At 43.2% G+C, this 16161-nt stretch carries 13 protein-coding genes; 3 read left to right on the top strand and 10 right to left on the bottom strand.

Annotated elements, in window-relative coordinates:
• Nucleotides 1–189: 189 nt before the first annotated feature.
• The 7 genes from parC to ACOJQI_RS09590 form a co-directional block, all read right to left on the bottom strand.
• Nucleotides 190–2619 carry a DNA topoisomerase IV subunit A gene (gene parC, locus ACOJQI_RS09620; protein WP_421385005.1) on the bottom strand — a complete coding sequence of 810 codons (2430 nt, stop codon included), beginning with the start codon at nucleotides 2617–2619 and terminating at the stop codon, nucleotides 190–192.
• Nucleotides 2616–4571 carry a DNA topoisomerase IV subunit B gene (gene parE / locus ACOJQI_RS09615; protein WP_421385440.1) on the bottom strand — a complete coding sequence of 652 codons (1956 nt, stop codon included), beginning with the start codon at nucleotides 4569–4571 and terminating at the stop codon, nucleotides 2616–2618. Before parE ends, parC begins: the two co-directional genes overlap by 4 nt.
• 314 nt (nucleotides 4572–4885) lie before the next feature.
• A complete protein-coding gene (locus tag ACOJQI_RS09610) occupies nucleotides 4886–5293 on the bottom strand; it encodes a CoA-binding protein (protein WP_421385004.1) in 408 nt (135 codons plus the stop codon).
• A 110-nt stretch (nucleotides 5294–5403) separates the two neighbouring features.
• Complete coding sequence (locus tag ACOJQI_RS09605; RefSeq protein ID WP_421385003.1) at nucleotides 5404–6297, bottom strand: glycine betaine ABC transporter substrate-binding protein; 894 nt, start codon at nucleotides 6295–6297, stop codon at nucleotides 5404–5406.
• A gap of 17 nt (nucleotides 6298–6314) precedes the next feature.
• Complete coding sequence (locus tag ACOJQI_RS09600) at nucleotides 6315–6974, bottom strand: ABC transporter permease (protein ID WP_421385002.1); 660 nt, start codon at nucleotides 6972–6974, stop codon at nucleotides 6315–6317.
• Nucleotides 6964–7932 carry an ABC transporter ATP-binding protein gene (locus ACOJQI_RS09595; RefSeq protein WP_421385001.1) on the bottom strand — a complete coding sequence of 323 codons (969 nt, stop codon included), beginning with the start codon at nucleotides 7930–7932 and terminating at the stop codon, nucleotides 6964–6966. Before ACOJQI_RS09595 ends, ACOJQI_RS09600 begins: the two co-directional genes overlap by 11 nt.
• Nucleotides 7933–8298: 366 nt before the next feature.
• Nucleotides 8299–9591, bottom strand: a complete 1293-nt coding sequence (locus ACOJQI_RS09590; RefSeq protein WP_421385000.1) for a purine/pyrimidine permease — start codon at nucleotides 9589–9591, stop codon at nucleotides 8299–8301.
• Nucleotides 9592–9902: 311 nt separating this feature from the next.
• On the opposite strand from ACOJQI_RS09590, the gene plsY reads away from it, so the two are divergent.
• Entirely contained in the window at nucleotides 9903–10496 is a 594-nt protein-coding gene (gene plsY, locus ACOJQI_RS09585; protein ID WP_421385439.1) for a glycerol-3-phosphate 1-O-acyltransferase PlsY, read from the top strand.
• 197 nt (nucleotides 10497–10693) lie between these two features.
• Nucleotides 10694–11842 carry a CapA family protein gene (locus tag ACOJQI_RS09580; protein WP_421384999.1) on the top strand — a complete coding sequence of 383 codons (1149 nt, stop codon included), beginning with the start codon at nucleotides 10694–10696 and terminating at the stop codon, nucleotides 11840–11842.
• A 32-nt stretch (nucleotides 11843–11874) separates the two neighbouring features.
• On the opposite strand, the gene ACOJQI_RS09575 is transcribed toward ACOJQI_RS09580, so the two are convergent.
• The gene (locus tag ACOJQI_RS09575) at nucleotides 11875–12138 is read right to left on the bottom strand and encodes a hypothetical protein (RefSeq protein ID WP_421384998.1); all 264 of its coding nucleotides are present in this window, start codon (nucleotides 12136–12138) and stop codon (nucleotides 11875–11877) included.
• 158 nt (nucleotides 12139–12296) lie between these two features.
• On the opposite strand from ACOJQI_RS09575, the gene ACOJQI_RS09570 reads away from it, so the two are divergent.
• Nucleotides 12297–12587 carry a HesB/YadR/YfhF family protein gene (locus tag ACOJQI_RS09570; RefSeq protein WP_421384997.1) on the top strand — a complete coding sequence of 97 codons (291 nt, stop codon included), beginning with the start codon at nucleotides 12297–12299 and terminating at the stop codon, nucleotides 12585–12587.
• Between the two features lie 378 nt (nucleotides 12588–12965).
• On the opposite strand, the gene ACOJQI_RS09565 is transcribed toward ACOJQI_RS09570, so the two are convergent.
• Together ACOJQI_RS09565 and ACOJQI_RS09560 are read right to left on the bottom strand one after the other, a co-directional pair.
• Nucleotides 12966–15794, bottom strand: coding sequence for an ATP-binding protein (locus ACOJQI_RS09565; RefSeq protein ID WP_421384996.1), 2829 nt, complete (start codon nucleotides 15792–15794; stop codon nucleotides 12966–12968).
• Nucleotides 15787–16158, bottom strand: a complete 372-nt coding sequence (locus ACOJQI_RS09560; protein ID WP_421384995.1) for a response regulator transcription factor — start codon at nucleotides 16156–16158, stop codon at nucleotides 15787–15789. Before ACOJQI_RS09560 ends, ACOJQI_RS09565 begins: the two co-directional genes overlap by 8 nt.
• Between the last annotated feature and the right edge of the window lie 3 nt (nucleotides 16159–16161).

Below are 16161 nucleotides of genomic sequence, written 5' to 3'. Positions count from 1 at the left end.
TAAGTTTTTCTTATGTTCTCCAACAGAGGTAATTTTATGTAAACCCTCCAAATGTCTTAGTTATTAATCCCTTGCATCAATAAAAATAAGCAGCCCAATTGTATAGCCAATTGGGCTGCTTAATGGTGTAGAATTGAAATTCCAAAAACTGGATCCCTTAATCCTAGGTGCCAGCTTCTCTATTCATTTTTATAGTTCAGGACGGGGCTGCCGCCACACTTTTACGACTGAACCGCTTTCCCCTTGATCCAATACGAATGAACCGTTTGAATATCGGTCATTATTACGGAAATTTACTGCCTGCACTGTTTCCACATGGCCCTTATCCGTCTCGAGCGTTACAGAATCAATCTCTTCCACGATTTCCATGCCTGCCAGGCGGTGAGGGTTCGATTTCAATTCACGAAGCATTACCACACCGCGTTTAGCTCTGGATGATTTTTCAAACTCTGACAGTTTCATTTTCTTTACTGCTCCACGTTGTGTAGCAATAAAGACTGTTTCAGAAGCAGGGTTGGTAACAGGCTGCCCCGAAACAACATAGTCCCCGTCCTTCAGGTTAACTCCTTTTACTCCGGCAGCTCGTGGCCCGACGATACTGACTTCCTCTTCGCTGAACCATAACCCGTAACCGTAATGTGTAGCAAGGAACACATCCTGTTTTCCGTCCGTTAAATGAACATCAATTAACACATCATCCTTCTTTAAATTGAGAGCGACAAGCGGGCGGGAATATCTTTGAGCTTTATACTGGCTCAATTGTGACTTTTTCGCCATTCCGTTTTTAGTGATAAACAAGAGGTACTTGTTCTCATCAAATTCTTTAATCGGCATCGCCCCGATCAGGCTTTCGTCCTTATCGATCGAAATGATGTTCGCCACATGCTGGCCAAGATCCTTCCAGCGGATATCCGGGAGTTCATGAACAGGGCAGTATAGATAACTGCCTTTGTCTGTGAATAGCAGCAGAACATCTGTTGTGTTCATTTCCTGCTGAATCAAGAGCCTGTCCGTTTCTTTCATAGCCAGGTCCTGTCCGTTGGAGGCTGCAAATGAACGGAGACTTGTACGCTTGATATAGCCGTCTTTCGTCACGGTTACCATTACATCTTCATTCGCAATCATGACTTCGAGATTGATTTTGATTTCTTCAATCTCCGCTTCGATTTCAGAACGTCTTTCATCAGCAAACTGTTTTTTAATGGCTCTCAGTTCTTTTTTAATGACACTCAACAATTTACTTTCACTATCGAGGATGGCAGTCAACTCACTGATCCTGTTAGCTAAATCCTCAGCTTCCTTCTTCAATGCGGTAATATCCGTATTTGTCAGGCGGTAAAGCTGTAAAGAGACAATTGCCTCCGCCTGAGCTTCGGAAAAATCGAACTGAGCAATCAAGTTATTTTTCGCATCTCTTTTGTCCTTGGAAGCACGGATGGAAGCAATTACTTCATCGAGTATGGATAAGGCTTTCATCAAGCCCTCTACGATATGCTGTCTTTCTTGTGCTTTCTTCAGGTCATACTTTGAACGGTTGGTCACCACTTCTTTTTGATGGCCAATATATGCATCCAGAAGCTGGCGGAGACCCATCAGCTGAGGACGGCGGTTATGGATGGCCACCATGTTGAAGTTGTAAGCTATTTGCAAGTCTGTGTTTTTATAAAGGAACATCAGGACGCCATCAGCATCTGCATCTTTTTTTAATTCAACAACAATGCGCAATCCTGTCCGGTCAGTCTCGTCCCTTACCTCTGAAATTCCTTCGACTTTCCTGTCCATACGGAACTCGTCCATTTTCTTAACAAGGTTCGCCTTATTGACTTCATAAGGAATTTCAGTGATGACAATCTGCTGCTTGCCGCCCCGGATATCTTCCACTTCTGCTTTTCCCCGAACAACAATCTTCCCTTTACCTGTTTCATAAGCTTTCTTGATGCCATCGACACCCTGAATGATTCCTCCAGTAGGAAAATCAGGTCCTTTAATGGCTGTCATCAAGTCATCAACTGTTGACTCGGGTTTGTCCATTCGCATGATGACAGCATCAATGACTTCTCCCAGGTGATGCGGCGGGATGTCTGTCGCATAACCAGCTGAAATTCCTGTAGATCCGTTTACAAGCAGGCTTGGAAAACGGGCAGGCAGGACTGTCGGCTCTTTCGATGTATCATCAAAGTTTGGCACAAAATCCACTGTATCTTTCTCAATGTCCCTTAAGAGTTCAGTCGAAATCGCAGATAACCTGGCTTCCGTATAACGCATGGCTGCTGGAGGATCCCCGTCTACGCTTCCGTTATTCCCATGCATCTCAACAAGAAGGTTTCTGACCTTCCATTCCTGGCTCATCCTTACCATCGCGTCATATACGGAAGTATCTCCATGTGGATGATAATTACCGATTACGTTACCTACGGTTTTGGCTGATTTCCTGAAACCCTTTTCGTGTGTATTTCCCTCTACATGCATCGCATAAAGAATCCGGCGCTGTACAGGCTTTAACCCGTCTCGTGCGTCCGGCAATGCACGATCTTGAATGATGTATTTACTGTATCGTCCGAAACGATCGCCTAGTACCTCTTCAAGAGGCAGGTCCTGGTAGCGTTCTTGAGTTGTCATACATTGCCCTCCTCTGCGACCGATACATTTTCATTTTCTAGAATGCTGCCATCTTCTTCAAGCCCAAAAGCAACATTGCTTTCAATCCATTTTCTGCGGGGTTCGACTTTATCCCCCATCAGCGTCGTCACACGGCGTTCCGCTCTAGCGGCATCATCGATTTTGACACGGATCAGCGTACGGGTATCCGGATCCATCGTTGTTTCCCACAATTGATCTGCATTCATCTCGCCGAGACCTTTGTATCGCTGGATCATGTAACCCTTTCCGACTTTCTTGATTGCATCATCAAGTTCATCATCTGTCCAGGCATATTCAATGACTTCTTTTTTGCCGGTACCCTTGCTCACTTTATAAAGCGGAGGCAGGGCGATATATACTCTTCCCGCTTCTAATAACGGTTTCATATAGCGGTAGAAGAAGGTCAGGAGAAGAACCTGGATATGGGCTCCGTCTGTATCGGCATCTGTCATGATCACGACTTTATCATAGTTGATATCATCCAAGTTGAATTCCGGACCTACTCCCGCTCCGATAGCGTGAATGATTGTATTGATTTCCTCATTTTTAAAGATATCCTGCAATTTGGCTTTTTCGGTATTGATGACTTTTCCGCGGAGCGGCAGGATGGCCTGAAACTTACGGTCGCGTCCCTGTTTGGCAGAACCGCCGGCAGAGTCACCCTCGACAAGATATAATTCATTCTTCTGCGGGTTTCTTGACTGGGCAGGTGTCAGCTTACCAGAAAGAACTGTTTCAGAACGTTTTTTCTTCTTGCCGTTCCTTGCATCTTCTCGGGCTTTTCTTGCAGCTTCTCTTGCCTGTGCCGCTTTAATTGATTTCTTAATCAATAGCGAACTTGTATCAGGGTTTTCTTCAAGGAAGTATAGCAGATGCTCTGAAACGACGGCATCGACTGCCGACCTTGCTTCACTTGTCCCCAGCTTCCCTTTTGTCTGCCCCTCGAATTGCAGCAGTTCCTCCGGGATCCGGACGGAAACAATTCCTGCAAGGCCTTCACGGATATCCGTACCCTCAAGATTCTTATCTTTATCTTTCAAGATTCCTGCTTTACGGGCATATTCATTGAAAACCCGTGTCATGGCTGTCTTTGCGCCTGCTTCATGTGTACCTCCGTCTTTCGTACGGACATTATTGACGAAGGAAAGGATATTTTCTGAAAATCCATCATTGAACTGGAATGCGAACTCGACTTCTATGCTGTTGTGCTCACCTTCAAAGAACACAACTGGATGGATGCTGTCCTTCTCTTCATTCAGATATTGCACGAAAGCCTGAATGCCGCTTTCATAATGGAAAACGTCTTGCTGATCATGGCGTTCATCAATAATGGTGATCTTAAGGCCCTTGAGAAGAAAGGCAGATTCACGGAGACGTTCGCATAACGTGTCATAGTTAAAAGAAGTCACGCTGAAGATGGATGGGTCCGGTTTGAAACTGATCTTTGTTCCGCTCTTTTTCGTTTTGCCGACTTTTTCAAGCGTCGTTTGCGGTTTCCCGCCGCCTCCGAACAATTGTTCGTAAACGTACCCATCTCTCATAATCGTCACTTTCAGCCACTCTGAAAGGGCATTCACAACCGATGCCCCTACACCGTGAAGCCCGCCGCTTGTTTTGTATCCGCCCTGACCGAACTTTCCTCCGGCATGCAGGACAGTCAGAATGATTTCAGGCGTCGGCTTTCCGAGCTTATGCATGCCCGTAGGCATCCCGCGGCCGCTGTCTTCTACGCTCAAGCTGTTATCTTTATGTATCGTAACAGTGATTTCATCTCCATAGCCGGCTAATGCTTCGTCTACAGAGTTATCAACAATTTCATAAACTAAGTGATGCAAGCCTCTGGCATCTGTCGATCCGATATACATACCCGGTCTTTTTCTGACCGCTTCAAGACCTTCCAGCACCTGAATGGCATCATCATTATAATCCATGGTCTGATTTCTGTTGGCCACGAACATTCCCCTTTCAAAACTTATCTCTTTCTACTAATGGTGATCTATATTATATAAAAGAACACTTGTTCGCCCTTCTATTCTACCACAGTATCGTCAAACTTCTATGCTTTATTGTATCGTTTTATTTGAATTTCGCAAATTTATTTTTGATAACAAGCGTGAAAAGAAGGCAATATTGCCGCGATTTTGTACTGGTTTTAAACTTTTTTCCTTTAAAATTCATCCCATCTTTGCGACTAATCACAGAAAAAAACAAGCCACGGAATCCTCTCCGTCGCTTGTTCGAATCTTTATCGTGTTAAAGCATGTTCTACCTTGATACAGCGGTCCATAATAACGGTATATCCTTTGCTTCTTAAAAACTCATAAGCTTCTTCGTTGTATACACCAAGCTGTGCCCAGAAGATATCTGCATCGATTTCATCGAATTCTCTTGCGACTTCAGGAAGAAATTCTGATCTGCGGAAGACATTGACGATATCAACATGCCTGCCGATATCTTTGAGTGTCGGTACTGCTTTCACTCCCAATGCTTCATCAATTGTCGGGTTGACCGGGATGATTTCGTACCCATTGTCCTGCATGGCTTTGGAAACCATGTATGAAGTTCTTTCAGGATTGTCACTTAATCCGACGACAGCAATCACTTTTGACTTATCAAGCAGTGGTTTCATTTCATTTCGCGTAAGAAATTCCATCGGTTTTCAACTCCTCCTTTACATTATTTCGATGTTTCTTGAAAATATCCTGCAAAAAAAGCTGATCTACAGGTTTTTTACCCGTTTAGACCAGCTTAAAATCCATTTTTTTATTCTTCGATGATACCTTTGGAGATCAAGAACTCCCTGGCAACCTCTTCAGGTTCTTCCTTATCCATATCAACCTTGGCATTCAACTCGCTCATTTCTTCTTCAGTAATTTGGCCGGCGAGTGAATTTATAGCGTCTTCCAGTTCAGGATGTTCCTCCAGGACTTCCTGTCTGACGATAGGAGCTGCATAGAAAGGAGGGAAGAAGCCTTTATCATCTTTGGTAGTAGCCAGATCATAACGCTGTATCCTGCCGTCTGTGGTAAAAGCGGGGATCAAGTCGACATCTCCATTTTTCACTGCTTCATACATGATGTTAGGGTCATAGCTTTCTGTATTTTTAAAATTGAAGTCATACGCTTTAACAAGGTCGTCATACCCATCACCAGGACGTTCATAGAACTGGTGGGGAGCGCCGAATACCATGTTCTCGGAGTAAGGCACAAGCTCAGAATATGTTTCTGCATCAATGTCTTCTCCTTTACGGTATGCAAGGGTGTAAGTGTTTTCAAATCCAAGCGGTTCAAGCCATGTTACACCGTATTTTTCTTCGTAACCGGTTTTTACCTGCTCATAAATTTCATCTGCACTGGCACCTTGTTCGGCTTCTTCTTTCAATACCGCTTTCAACCCGGTGCCAGTGTATTCAACATACATGTCAATTTCGCCTTTTTCAATTGCAGGAGTCAAGATCGAGACTTCCCCAAGGGCTTCCTCCCTCTCGACATTCAGGTCTGTTTTTTCCTCGATCACCTGTGCCAGCATTTCAGTTAATATGTACTGCTCAGTCCACATTTTACCCGATACAACCACTGTATCGTCTTCTCCGCCATTCCCGCATGCTGACAATATCAGCAGAAGAGAAAGCGTAATAACGGTCAATCTTTTCTTCATAGTAACATTCTCCTTTATTATTTTCTGGCCTTCAACCCTTTAGGGGTTGTGGCTTTTTCCAATAGTTTCAGTAAGTAATCAAAAAATAGTGCTAGCAGTGCCGCTGGCAGTGCTCCCGCTAGTACCAAACTGTTATTCCATGAAGAGAGTCCTCTATAGATGATGTCACCAAGCCCTCCTGCACCGACAAATGTAGCCAGCGTCGCTACCCCGACTGTCAGGACAGTCGCTGTACGGATACCAGCCATGATGAATGGAAGTGAAAGCGGAAGCTCAACTTTGTAAAGGAGCTGCCTTTTGGTCATCCCCATACCTCTTCCAGCTTCTATGACGGCCTGGTCCACCCCTGTAATCCCTGTATAAGTGTTTCTTAGGATCGGAAGAAGCGCATATACCGTCAGGGCTACGATCGCAGTGGCACTCCCTGTTCCGAGAACCGGTACCAGAAACCCGAACAGCGCAAGGCTTGGAATGGTTTGGAATACAGCCGTCACGCCGATAAAAAACTCAGCTGAGCTTTTCTTCCTGGATATGTATATTCCCAGAGGCAGTGAAATCAAAATAGCGATAAAGATAGCAACAAATGAAAGGATGAGATGTTCAATCAATCCCTGCATAATATCATCGGATCTGCTTGTTACTGTATTCAGGAATGTAGAAACGATATTACCCAGCATGAGTCGATCCCTCCTTATCTGCTACAGCCCGAAGGATATCCTCTTTGGTTACATAGCCGATTGTTTCCCCATTTTCATCGACTGCCAGGAATTCTGCATTCGTTTCTAACAGCTTTTTAGCCGCAAGGGAAATCGCAGCTCCCGATGAAATGATAGGACCTGCACTACCTTTCAATAGAGTAAGGTCTTTGGACATCACATCTTTGACAACAAATGCAGCCGTACCTTTACTCATACGATGCTCCCCTATGAATGTCTTTACAAACTCGTTGGCAGGGTTCGTTAAAAGCTCATCAGGTGAACCATACTGTTCAATCATGCCATCTTTCATCACCGCAATGTTATCAGCGATTTTCAACGCCTCATCCATATCATGCGTGACAAAAACAATTGTCTTATGTATTTTCTGCTGAAGTGTCTTCAGTTCATCCTGGAGCTGCTCACGGCTGATTGGATCCAGGGCACTGAAAGGTTCATCCATTAAGATAATGGGAGGTTCCGCTGCAAGGGCACGGATAACCCCTACACGCTGCTGCTGTCCCCCGCTGAGTTCAAGAGGATATCGCTTCTTATACACTTCCGGTTCCAGACCAACAAGTTCCAATAGTTCATCCACCCTCGGTTCGTACTGCTCTTTCTTCCAGCCTTTCAGCTTAGGGATGAGTGCTATGTTCTCTGCAATCGTCATATGCGGCAGCAAACCGATCCTCTGGATGACATAGCCGATGTTCCTGCGTAACTCGACTTCATTTTTTGAAGCAATTTCTTCACCGTTTATGTATATATTGCCGTCTGTTGGAACAATCAGTTTATTGATCATTTTCATGGTGGTCGTTTTGCCGCAGCCGCTCGGTCCGATTAAAGCGGTTAATTCCCCTTCAGGAATCACTAGGTCGATTCCTTTGATTGCCTCAGTCCCATCCTCAAAGGTCTTTCTCACATTCTTGAATTCAATCATCACAACACCTGCTTAAAATATAAAATCGTATTATTAATTCCCTGCCCACCACAAGTTAAACATATATTAATTCAATTATAAACAGATAATGCTTATGGAATACGCTTTGTCAGGGATTGAATTGTCGAGGAGAGGTTTCTGCTTCCGGAGCATTCTTCATATAACCGCATCCGGCTTATCATAAGACAATAATCATTCTAAGTAGTCGATAGAAACGCCAAAGTGATTGATAGAAACGGGAAACTTGTTGATAGGACAACAAAAGTCGTTGATAGAGGTTCACGGTCATCCCCTCAACCACCTCTTCCCCGCCCCAAAACCAAAAACACCAGCCAGGCCAACGCCTGACTGGTGCAGCAATCTGTATCATTTACTTTCCAACTTCTTTTCCTTCCTAATCAGTACCTGTTCCACAATAATGGCAGCAATGGTTCCGATGATCAGTCCATTGTTCAATATGGAAGCTGCAACGGCAGGCACTCCTTCGAACGCTGATGGAGGGACAAACATCAGGCCGACTCCAGCAATAAGGGCCACCCCTGCCGCAAAGTTGGAGCGTTCAGAGTTTTCCTCTTTCTTATATTCCCCAAGTGCGAGTCCGACCATATTGATAAAGATGACATATGTAACCGCATATCCTACAGGTGCCGGCAGTGTCGCCAGTATGTTCATTAGATCAGGAAAAAGACTGATCACCACTACAAGAGATGCACCCAGTATAAATGGGATGATGGAAAGAATGCCCGTTGCCGACACAAAGCCCGCTGCTCCGGAAATCGGCACAGAACCAACAGCAGAGAAAAGGCCGCCTAGTACCTGGTTAATCCCTGAGACGGTACCTGCCATATTATATCTTCTGTGAAGCTTCATGTTATTTTGTGTCATGACCTCCTCCATTACACGGATCGAGGCGATCATATTGGTAATCAACAACAAGGTAATGAAAAAGGATGTAATGATAACACCTAAATCAAATTCCGGCAGTCCGAACACAAATATTCCCGGCAGTGAAATGACTTCCCCTGCTGCCGGGGGCACACTTCCTGTTTTTCCGATTAAAATAAAAACAAGCCAGCCAATGGCCAGTGAAAAAATGATCGAATAACGTTTAATCCAGTCAACTTTATGACGTGATAAATACAGTGTCAGGAAAAAGGTGAACAAGCTTCCTGCAAGAATTGTAAAATCAATCGTCGGTTGCTCTCCGGACATGCCGAACATCCCTTTTATGAATGAACCGCTCAACTGAAGGATCAAGAGCAGCAGATATATAAAAGTGATGGTTGGCGTGAAGAGCTTTGTCAGTTTGGACAGCCCCCCGGTTACCGCGAAGATAAAGAAGAACAGTCCACTGACCAGCATTCCTCCTTGAAGAAGCTGCAGCACTTCATTGCTGGTTCCATAAATGGTCCCGACAAAACCCGCATAAATCGCAAAAACACCCCACCAAAGACCGGCGGGGCCTTCATTGATCGGCATCCTATGGCCAATCAATGCCTGGAGCACACCGGCTGCTCCCAATACAAACATCGTTCTTTGAATAAATCCCGCTGTCTCAGCAGCAGGCAGATGGAATAGATCTGCAATCGCAATAGGAGCCGCTATAGATCCGGCAACCATAAAGGCCATCCATTGCAGGCCTGTAAGAAATATTTTCATAGTGACACCTCATTCTGGAAAATCTATTTTTCATTCTAGCACAACAGATGCCAGGAAAGTGTACAGAAGGTCGCGATAGTCATAAATTCTTGTTATGGGCTTTCAGAAGTACATGAATGAAAGCAGGTAATGATTTTCCGAATATCCTCTAAGAGTAGGTATAGAATAATATTAGCAACTTATTATAGCTGGTCATAATTTTTTCCTCAGGTTTCTCCCAAATTGATTATTTTCATGGTAAAATAATGTTTACTTATATAAAAGAGCCGTTTAGAATGAAAAACGGTATTGTGATTAAAGGGGTTGTAACAGTGATCATTGCTCTTATAATTGTTTTAGCTTATTTATTGGGATCCATTCCATCTGGCCTCATTATTGGAAAGGCCTTTTTCGGAAAAGATATCAGGGAACATGGAAGCGGCAACCTTGGCGGAACAAATAGTTTCCGTACCCTTGGTGTCAAGGCAGGCTTGATTGTTACCGTAATGGACATCCTGAAAGGAACGGCTGCAGTGATGCTTCCTGACCTTTTCGGTTCAGACTTGCACATGCTGATTGCAGGAGTGGCGGCTGTCATTGGCCATATGTTTCCTGTCTTTGCAAATTTCCGCGGCGGGAAAGCAGTCGCCACCTCAGGCGGTGTTCTGCTGGGATACGTTCCTGTATTGTTCATTTTATTGCTTCTTGTGTTCTTCGTCTGTCTGTTCATTACAAAGTATGTTTCTCTCTCATCGATACTTACGGCGATTTTCTCTTTTATTTATTCCATATTCACAGGGGATATACCGCTGATCATCGTCGTGGGAGCTCTCGCATTCTTTGTTGTATACAGGCATAGAGCGAATATCAGCAGGATCAAAAACAAAACGGAGCCTAAGATTAAATGGCTTTCATTCAATAAGTAGCATCCCCTGCCATAATCCGATTCAGTTCGGGTTATGGCAGTTTTTTTGCTGATTCACCTGAAAACGCTTTAATTCATCTCCTTTCGACACTGTTTTTTTACAAATCTCTGTTTATTTATAGGTAAAGCAACTCTATAATGAAGGTAGAAGGACTATTATCCCGTTTTAAATTTAGTAGAGAGTAGTTGGTTAAGAAAATGAACAAAAAAGTTTTAGCAGGATCTGTTATCGCCGTCATCCTTGTTGTCACAGCCTCTTGGTTGATGTTAAACCAGTTTCAGGCTGCAGACGATGCATCGGACGGAACTAATTCGTATTCCCTTCATACCGGTATCAACTCGGCACTAAAGGAAAAGTCTTATACCAGCCAGGCTGTCATAGGAGCTATCGGTGACGTGCTGCTCCATAACACGGTCTATCAGGATGCTGAAGAAGGAGACTCATATAATTTTATGCCGATGTTCCAGGACGTAGAAACCTTTCTAAAAAGTCCGGATTTCATGATTGCCAATCAGGAGTCTCTTCCAGGAGGAGCACAACTGGGGGTCTCAAGCTATCCTGCATTTAACAGCCCTTATGAAATAGTTGATGCTTTGCAGCAGCTGGGAGTGGATGCTGTTACCAACGCAAACAATCATTCTTTGGATAAAGGGGCAAAAGGTGTACTCAGTGCTATTTCCCATTATGAAGAAATCGGGATGCCCTATACAGGCTCATTCAAAAGTAAGGAAGATCGTGAAAATATCAGGACATTCAATGTAAATGGCATCTCATTTGCTTTGCTTGCTTTCACTTATGGAACCAACGGAATCCCCGTTCCCCAAGGGAAAGACTATCTGGTCAACCTTATTGATTTGGAACTCATGAAGAAAGATATTAAAAAAGCAAAAGAACTTGGGGTCGATATGGTGGTTCTGGCGGCACACTGGGGAAATGAGTATGAAAGATTTCCAAACGATACTCAAAAAATGCTTGCCCGCGAATTGACTAATGCGGGAGTAGACCTGCTCATCGGCCATCATCCACATGTCCTTCAGCCAATTGAAAAACTGACCACAGATGACGGCCGCGAAGCAGTCGTGATTTATTCTTTGGGTAACTTTCTATCTGGCCAGGAAGGTGATTTGAAAAATATAGGCGGTATTGCGAATGTTACTGTTCAGAAAGTAATTGACGAAAATGGAAAGCGAATTTCTTTCCCGGAAATCGGATTCCAGCCAACGTATGTAACACAGTCTGACTATCACAATTACCGCATCCTGCCCCTTTCAGCCGCCCATCAAAGCGGACTTGTTTCGTTTGCAGAAGATGAAATGGTCTCACATGTTATGAATATTAAACAATAAAAAAATCCTGTCCGCGTCCCGGACAGGGTTTTTTAATGGGTCGCAGGAAATAGGGCATGGTAAAACACTGCAGCAGAGATAGCCACAATGGCCAAAACCAATACGACAGCGGTAAATGCTCTCTTTAGCCCTTTATGAAAAATCCAGAGTAAAATAAAGTACACAGCTGCAGTAATGGCAATAAAGCCGAGTGCCTCCATTCTATAATCTGCTTTCTCCAGCTGGATAAACGTCATAAGAATCAGTCCGCCGAAGATTCCTGCTCCTATAGTAATAAACAATTTGAGGTTGTTCATTCCTCCAGCTCCTTTTTCTACATTAGGTATTAGTATTTAAAATAACATAGAGAGTATGCTCCAATCCAATCATTTCTCTTTTGTGAGCCGATGATTGGCTGAAGAAAAGGAAAAAGTCATATAATATACGAAGACAGTGAACCGAAAGGAGTACAGCTATGAATATTTCTTTTTCAGATGAAGCACTACAATGGTTTAAAGAAGAGATGAATATTGAAGAAGGGGATTTCGTCCGTTTCTATGTTCGATATGGCGGCTCAAGTCCTCTCCATGATTCATTCTCATTAGGCGTGAATAAGGAAGACCCAATAGAAATCGGGGCAAAAACAGAGGTGGATGGCACCACTTTCTTTGTTGAAGAAAATGATTTGTGGTTTTTTTCAGATCATGACCTGTATGTGAACTTCAATGAAAAACTGGAAGAACCTTCTTATGAATATAAGGAATAAAAAAAGTGAAGGCAGATAGTCTTCAAGCAGTTCAGTTTTGGAGTGCAAAACTAGAAAAAGCAGTCCAAAAACGGACTGCTTTTTTGCTATGAATTCATTGATTATAAAAGTCACCAAGGGAAAAGGAAGGGGGTGGCGTATATAAGGGAAAATTTTTCTGTTAAACTGTAAAATTTGGCTGAGAAGAGGTAAATAAGGGAAGAATTTACCGTTATTCATGCTCACCAACCTAATTTTCATGTTTTTTAAGTTAATAGCGGAATATTTTTCCGCTATTTGACCTATTTTTCCCGATATTCCTTCTATAAGGGAAAATTCTTCCCTTATAGTATGATCTCATGGTACCGGTTCTTCTTTTTGGTCCAAGCCTTCACTTTTTTAATCCTTAAGATTATTCAATACCATCTCGGTCAATTTACTTGGTGAATATGGTTTAACTAGGAACCCTTCGGCCCCCAGCTGCAATACCTTTTCTTTTTCATCCAGAGCCGTGGAAATAAACACAGGGATGTCTTTTAATCTGTCGTTATCCTTAACTGCTTTAAGAATATCCAGCCCATCCATTTTCGACATACTGAGCATGATATCAAGGATTATTGCATCCGGAGGATTATCCTCAATAAACGCTAACCCTTCTTCTCCGGTTGAAAAGGTATTGATAACAAAACCGCTGTCCCTTAACTCATTAGAAAGCAGCGAAGCAAGCTGCTGATCATCTTCCACTATAACGATCATTCCCTTATCTTTGCCCCTGAAGTCAGTTTCAGGATTGATTTCAGCCATTCCTTTTACCCTTGGGAGAATGACGGTGAAGGTACTTCCCCGTCCGAGCTCGGAAGACAAGACGATATCTCCCTCATGCGCTTTGACGATCTCTTTTGCAATTGCAAGTCCAAGTCCTGTTCCTCCGATTTTTCTTCTGTCAGAGTTGTCGACACGGAAGAACTTAGTGAAAAGGTTGGGGATCGCTTCTTCTGGAACGCCAAGCCCTTCATCTATGATAGAAACACGAAGCTCTTTTTGGTTTGAATTCAATTTCACGGTGATGCTGCCTCCATCAGGAGAGTATTTCACGGCATTTTGGATCAGATTCTGGAATACCTGCAGAAGCTTATCCCTATCTCCCAAAACGATTTCATCAACTGAATCACTGACAAACTGGATATCATGGATTTCGGTATTGATCCGGATTCCTTCTATAACCTCTTTTAAAAGCGGAGTCAGCGACTCATATCTTTTATCATAAGTCTGTTTGCCGGATTCCATCCGCTGCACATCAAGGAAATCGTTAATGAGTGCAGTCAGTCTGTTCGCTTCCTGATAGATTGTGTTGAGGTACTTCTTCTGTCTTTCCGGCTTCAGCTCCCGGTTTATGAGTAGTTCTGTATATCCCAGAACACTTGCCAGGGGTGTACGCAATTCATGTGACACTGTGCTGACAAGTTCATTCTTCATCTGATCCGCTTCATATTCTTTTGTAAAATCTCGATGGACCAGAACCCATCCAGACAGGGTTTCATTTCTATAAAGTGGCTCTGCATACACCTGGATCATTTTCGGCTGGCCATTGATGATCTTGTAGTGGGTATGTTTGGCCACATTGACTTCACTTGAAAATAAATGATCAATAAAGTCATAAAGTTCGTCTGGATGTTCCACCAGTTCATTTATTCGCTTAAACCACTCAAAGAAATGTTTGCCTATATATTCCTTGGGGTCATGGCACGTATAAATAGAGCAAAACGTTTCGTTGATATGAAGAATCTTTCCGCTTGGATCGAGGAGCTGTACCCCCTCATGAATTGTATTGAGAATGTCATTGTTCATAGTCCTGTCAGCCTCAGAAGACTCAAACACTTTAATCTTTTCCAACGAAATGGAAACCTGTTTGGAGAGCGAAAAGTATTCTTCTATTTCCTCAGCGGAATACCCTCCCGAAAAGCGGGAATACACCATCACCGCTTCAACATTCCCTTTATAGGAAAGCACCGGGAGATACAAATCCCAGCATGGCTGTTCTTCGTAATGAATGCCCTTTTCTTCACGAGGGAGCCTTCTTTTGACCACAAAAGCCTGGCGCTCCTCATGAATCCGTTCCATGATTCCGTTATCCAGATGGCTGATGAATTGTTTGACTGCTCCTTCAGCCACTCCCCATTTTGCAAACGTTTTTTCAGAATCCATCATGACGATTATTCCTCTGTCTGCCTGCAGTACACCAGAGAACCCTTTGACGATGGAGCTGAGAACTTCTTGTTTATCGAGGGAATTCGATAGGCTGTTGATGAGGACATTGTGATGACGCAGCTGATTCTCACGGTTTTCCATTTGTCCAAGGAGGTTCTCCAATTCGAATTGTTGGGCCTGGAGCTCGTCCTGCTGCTGGGACAATTCATCATTATTGTCTTTTAAATGTTGTTCGTTTTCCTTGATGGAAGTAAACATTTGCAAAAAGCTGCTTTTCAAAATGGAGATTTCATCGTTTCTTTTATCAGGAGTGAAAGCGATGTCTGATTCTTCTCCCCGGCTGACCTTGTCAGCTGCAAAAGCAAGTTCACGCAACGGTCTCCCGATTCTATTCAAGCTTATGCGAGTGATGGATAACAAAATGAGCAGCATGAAGAGAACGAACACGAACATAGTCCATTGCATCGTTTTATAGACTGAAGCAAGGGCGTCTCCATTTCTTTCTACCTGATCGTCTAAATTTAATCGTTGTCTATTCAAGTTGCTTTGGAACGTTTGAATCTGGGCAGTGGCTGAACTGTTGGCACGTCTGCTGATGGCTTCCATATCACCCTGTTCATAATCTTCTAAAGTAGGTGGAAGCATCTCCTCAAAATACTGAAAATAGAACGATTGCATTTCCTGAAGAAAAAGCTGCTCTTTACTAGAAAGCGGCAGTTCACTGAACAGATTTATTTGGCGGAGGATATCTTCCTGCTGATCCAATGCACTGTCTCTAAGCCTTTTATTCCCAAAAGCCACATATCCTCGTATGTCCATGATGGCCTGGCTGAAACTTTCATCTATTTCAATGATGATTTCTTCCTTTTGTTCAGCAACTTCATTCTTTCTTTCAAAATCTTTTTGTATATGAAACTGAATATATAATATGACACTAGCCCCTATGAGGAATAACACTATAAAGAAGATCATCAATGAGGCGAATCGCCGGGATAGGCTGGTTTGAAAGTAATTATTCATCTTCAGCTAATATTTCCTCTACTTTATCTAACAGCAGCATTGGGCTGAAGGGTTTGGACAGAAAGTAATCAGCCCCGGCCTCAAGAATTGTTTTTTCATCTGATTTCTGGCTCTTTGCTGTAAGCATCATTATTTTGGTATCCTTGTTCATTTCTTTTGTTCGGATTGTTTTTATAACTTCAAGTCCGGTTTTCACAGGCATCATATAGTCAAGAAGGATTAAATCAAACTTGGTTGAGAGGGCAAGTGACTCAGCTTCCTCTCCATCACTTGCCTCCTGGATTTCATAGCCCTCATCCTCAAGTGTATCCATTATCAACATACGAAGGACATCTTCATCTTCTGCTAAAAGAATTTTCTTCATAAC

The organism is Bacillus salacetis, assembly GCF_049177075.1.
GTDB classification, from domain to species: domain Bacteria; phylum Bacillota; class Bacilli; order Bacillales; family Bacillaceae_B; genus Rossellomorea; species Rossellomorea salacetis_A.
This window is presented reverse-complemented; position numbering and strand designations above follow the sequence as displayed.

Coding starts and splice junctions, on each gene's coding strand:
- ACOJQI_RS09600 (WP_421385002.1), bottom strand. CDS start 6,974: ATGCTGGGTAATATCGTTTCTACATTCCTGAATACAGTAACAAGCAGA.
- ACOJQI_RS09605 (WP_421385003.1), bottom strand. CDS start 6,297: ATGAAGAAAAGATTGACCGTTATTACGCTTTCTCTTCTGCTGATATTG.
- ACOJQI_RS09560 (WP_421384995.1), bottom strand. CDS start 16,158: ATGAAGAAAATTCTTTTAGCAGAAGATGAAGATGTCCTTCGTATGTTG.
- parC (WP_421385005.1), bottom strand. CDS start 2,619: ATGACAACTCAAGAACGCTACCAGGACCTGCCTCTTGAAGAGGTACTA.
- ACOJQI_RS09575 (WP_421384998.1), bottom strand. CDS start 12,138: ATGAACAACCTCAAATTGTTTATTACTATAGGAGCAGGAATCTTCGGC.
- parE (WP_421385440.1), bottom strand. CDS start 4,571: ATGGATTATAATGATGATGCCATTCAGGTGCTGGAAGGTCTTGAAGCG.
- ACOJQI_RS09580 (WP_421384999.1), top strand. CDS start 10,694: ATGAACAAAAAAGTTTTAGCAGGATCTGTTATCGCCGTCATCCTTGTT.
- ACOJQI_RS09570 (WP_421384997.1), top strand. CDS start 12,297: ATGAATATTTCTTTTTCAGATGAAGCACTACAATGGTTTAAAGAAGAG.
- ACOJQI_RS09565 (WP_421384996.1), bottom strand. CDS start 15,794: ATGAATAATTACTTTCAAACCAGCCTATCCCGGCGATTCGCCTCATTG.
- ACOJQI_RS09610 (WP_421385004.1), bottom strand. CDS start 5,293: ATGGAATTTCTTACGCGAAATGAAATGAAACCACTGCTTGATAAGTCA.
- ACOJQI_RS09595 (WP_421385001.1), bottom strand. CDS start 7,932: ATGATTGAATTCAAGAATGTGAGAAAGACCTTTGAGGATGGGACTGAG.
- ACOJQI_RS09590 (WP_421385000.1), bottom strand. CDS start 9,591: ATGAAAATATTTCTTACAGGCCTGCAATGGATGGCCTTTATGGTTGCC.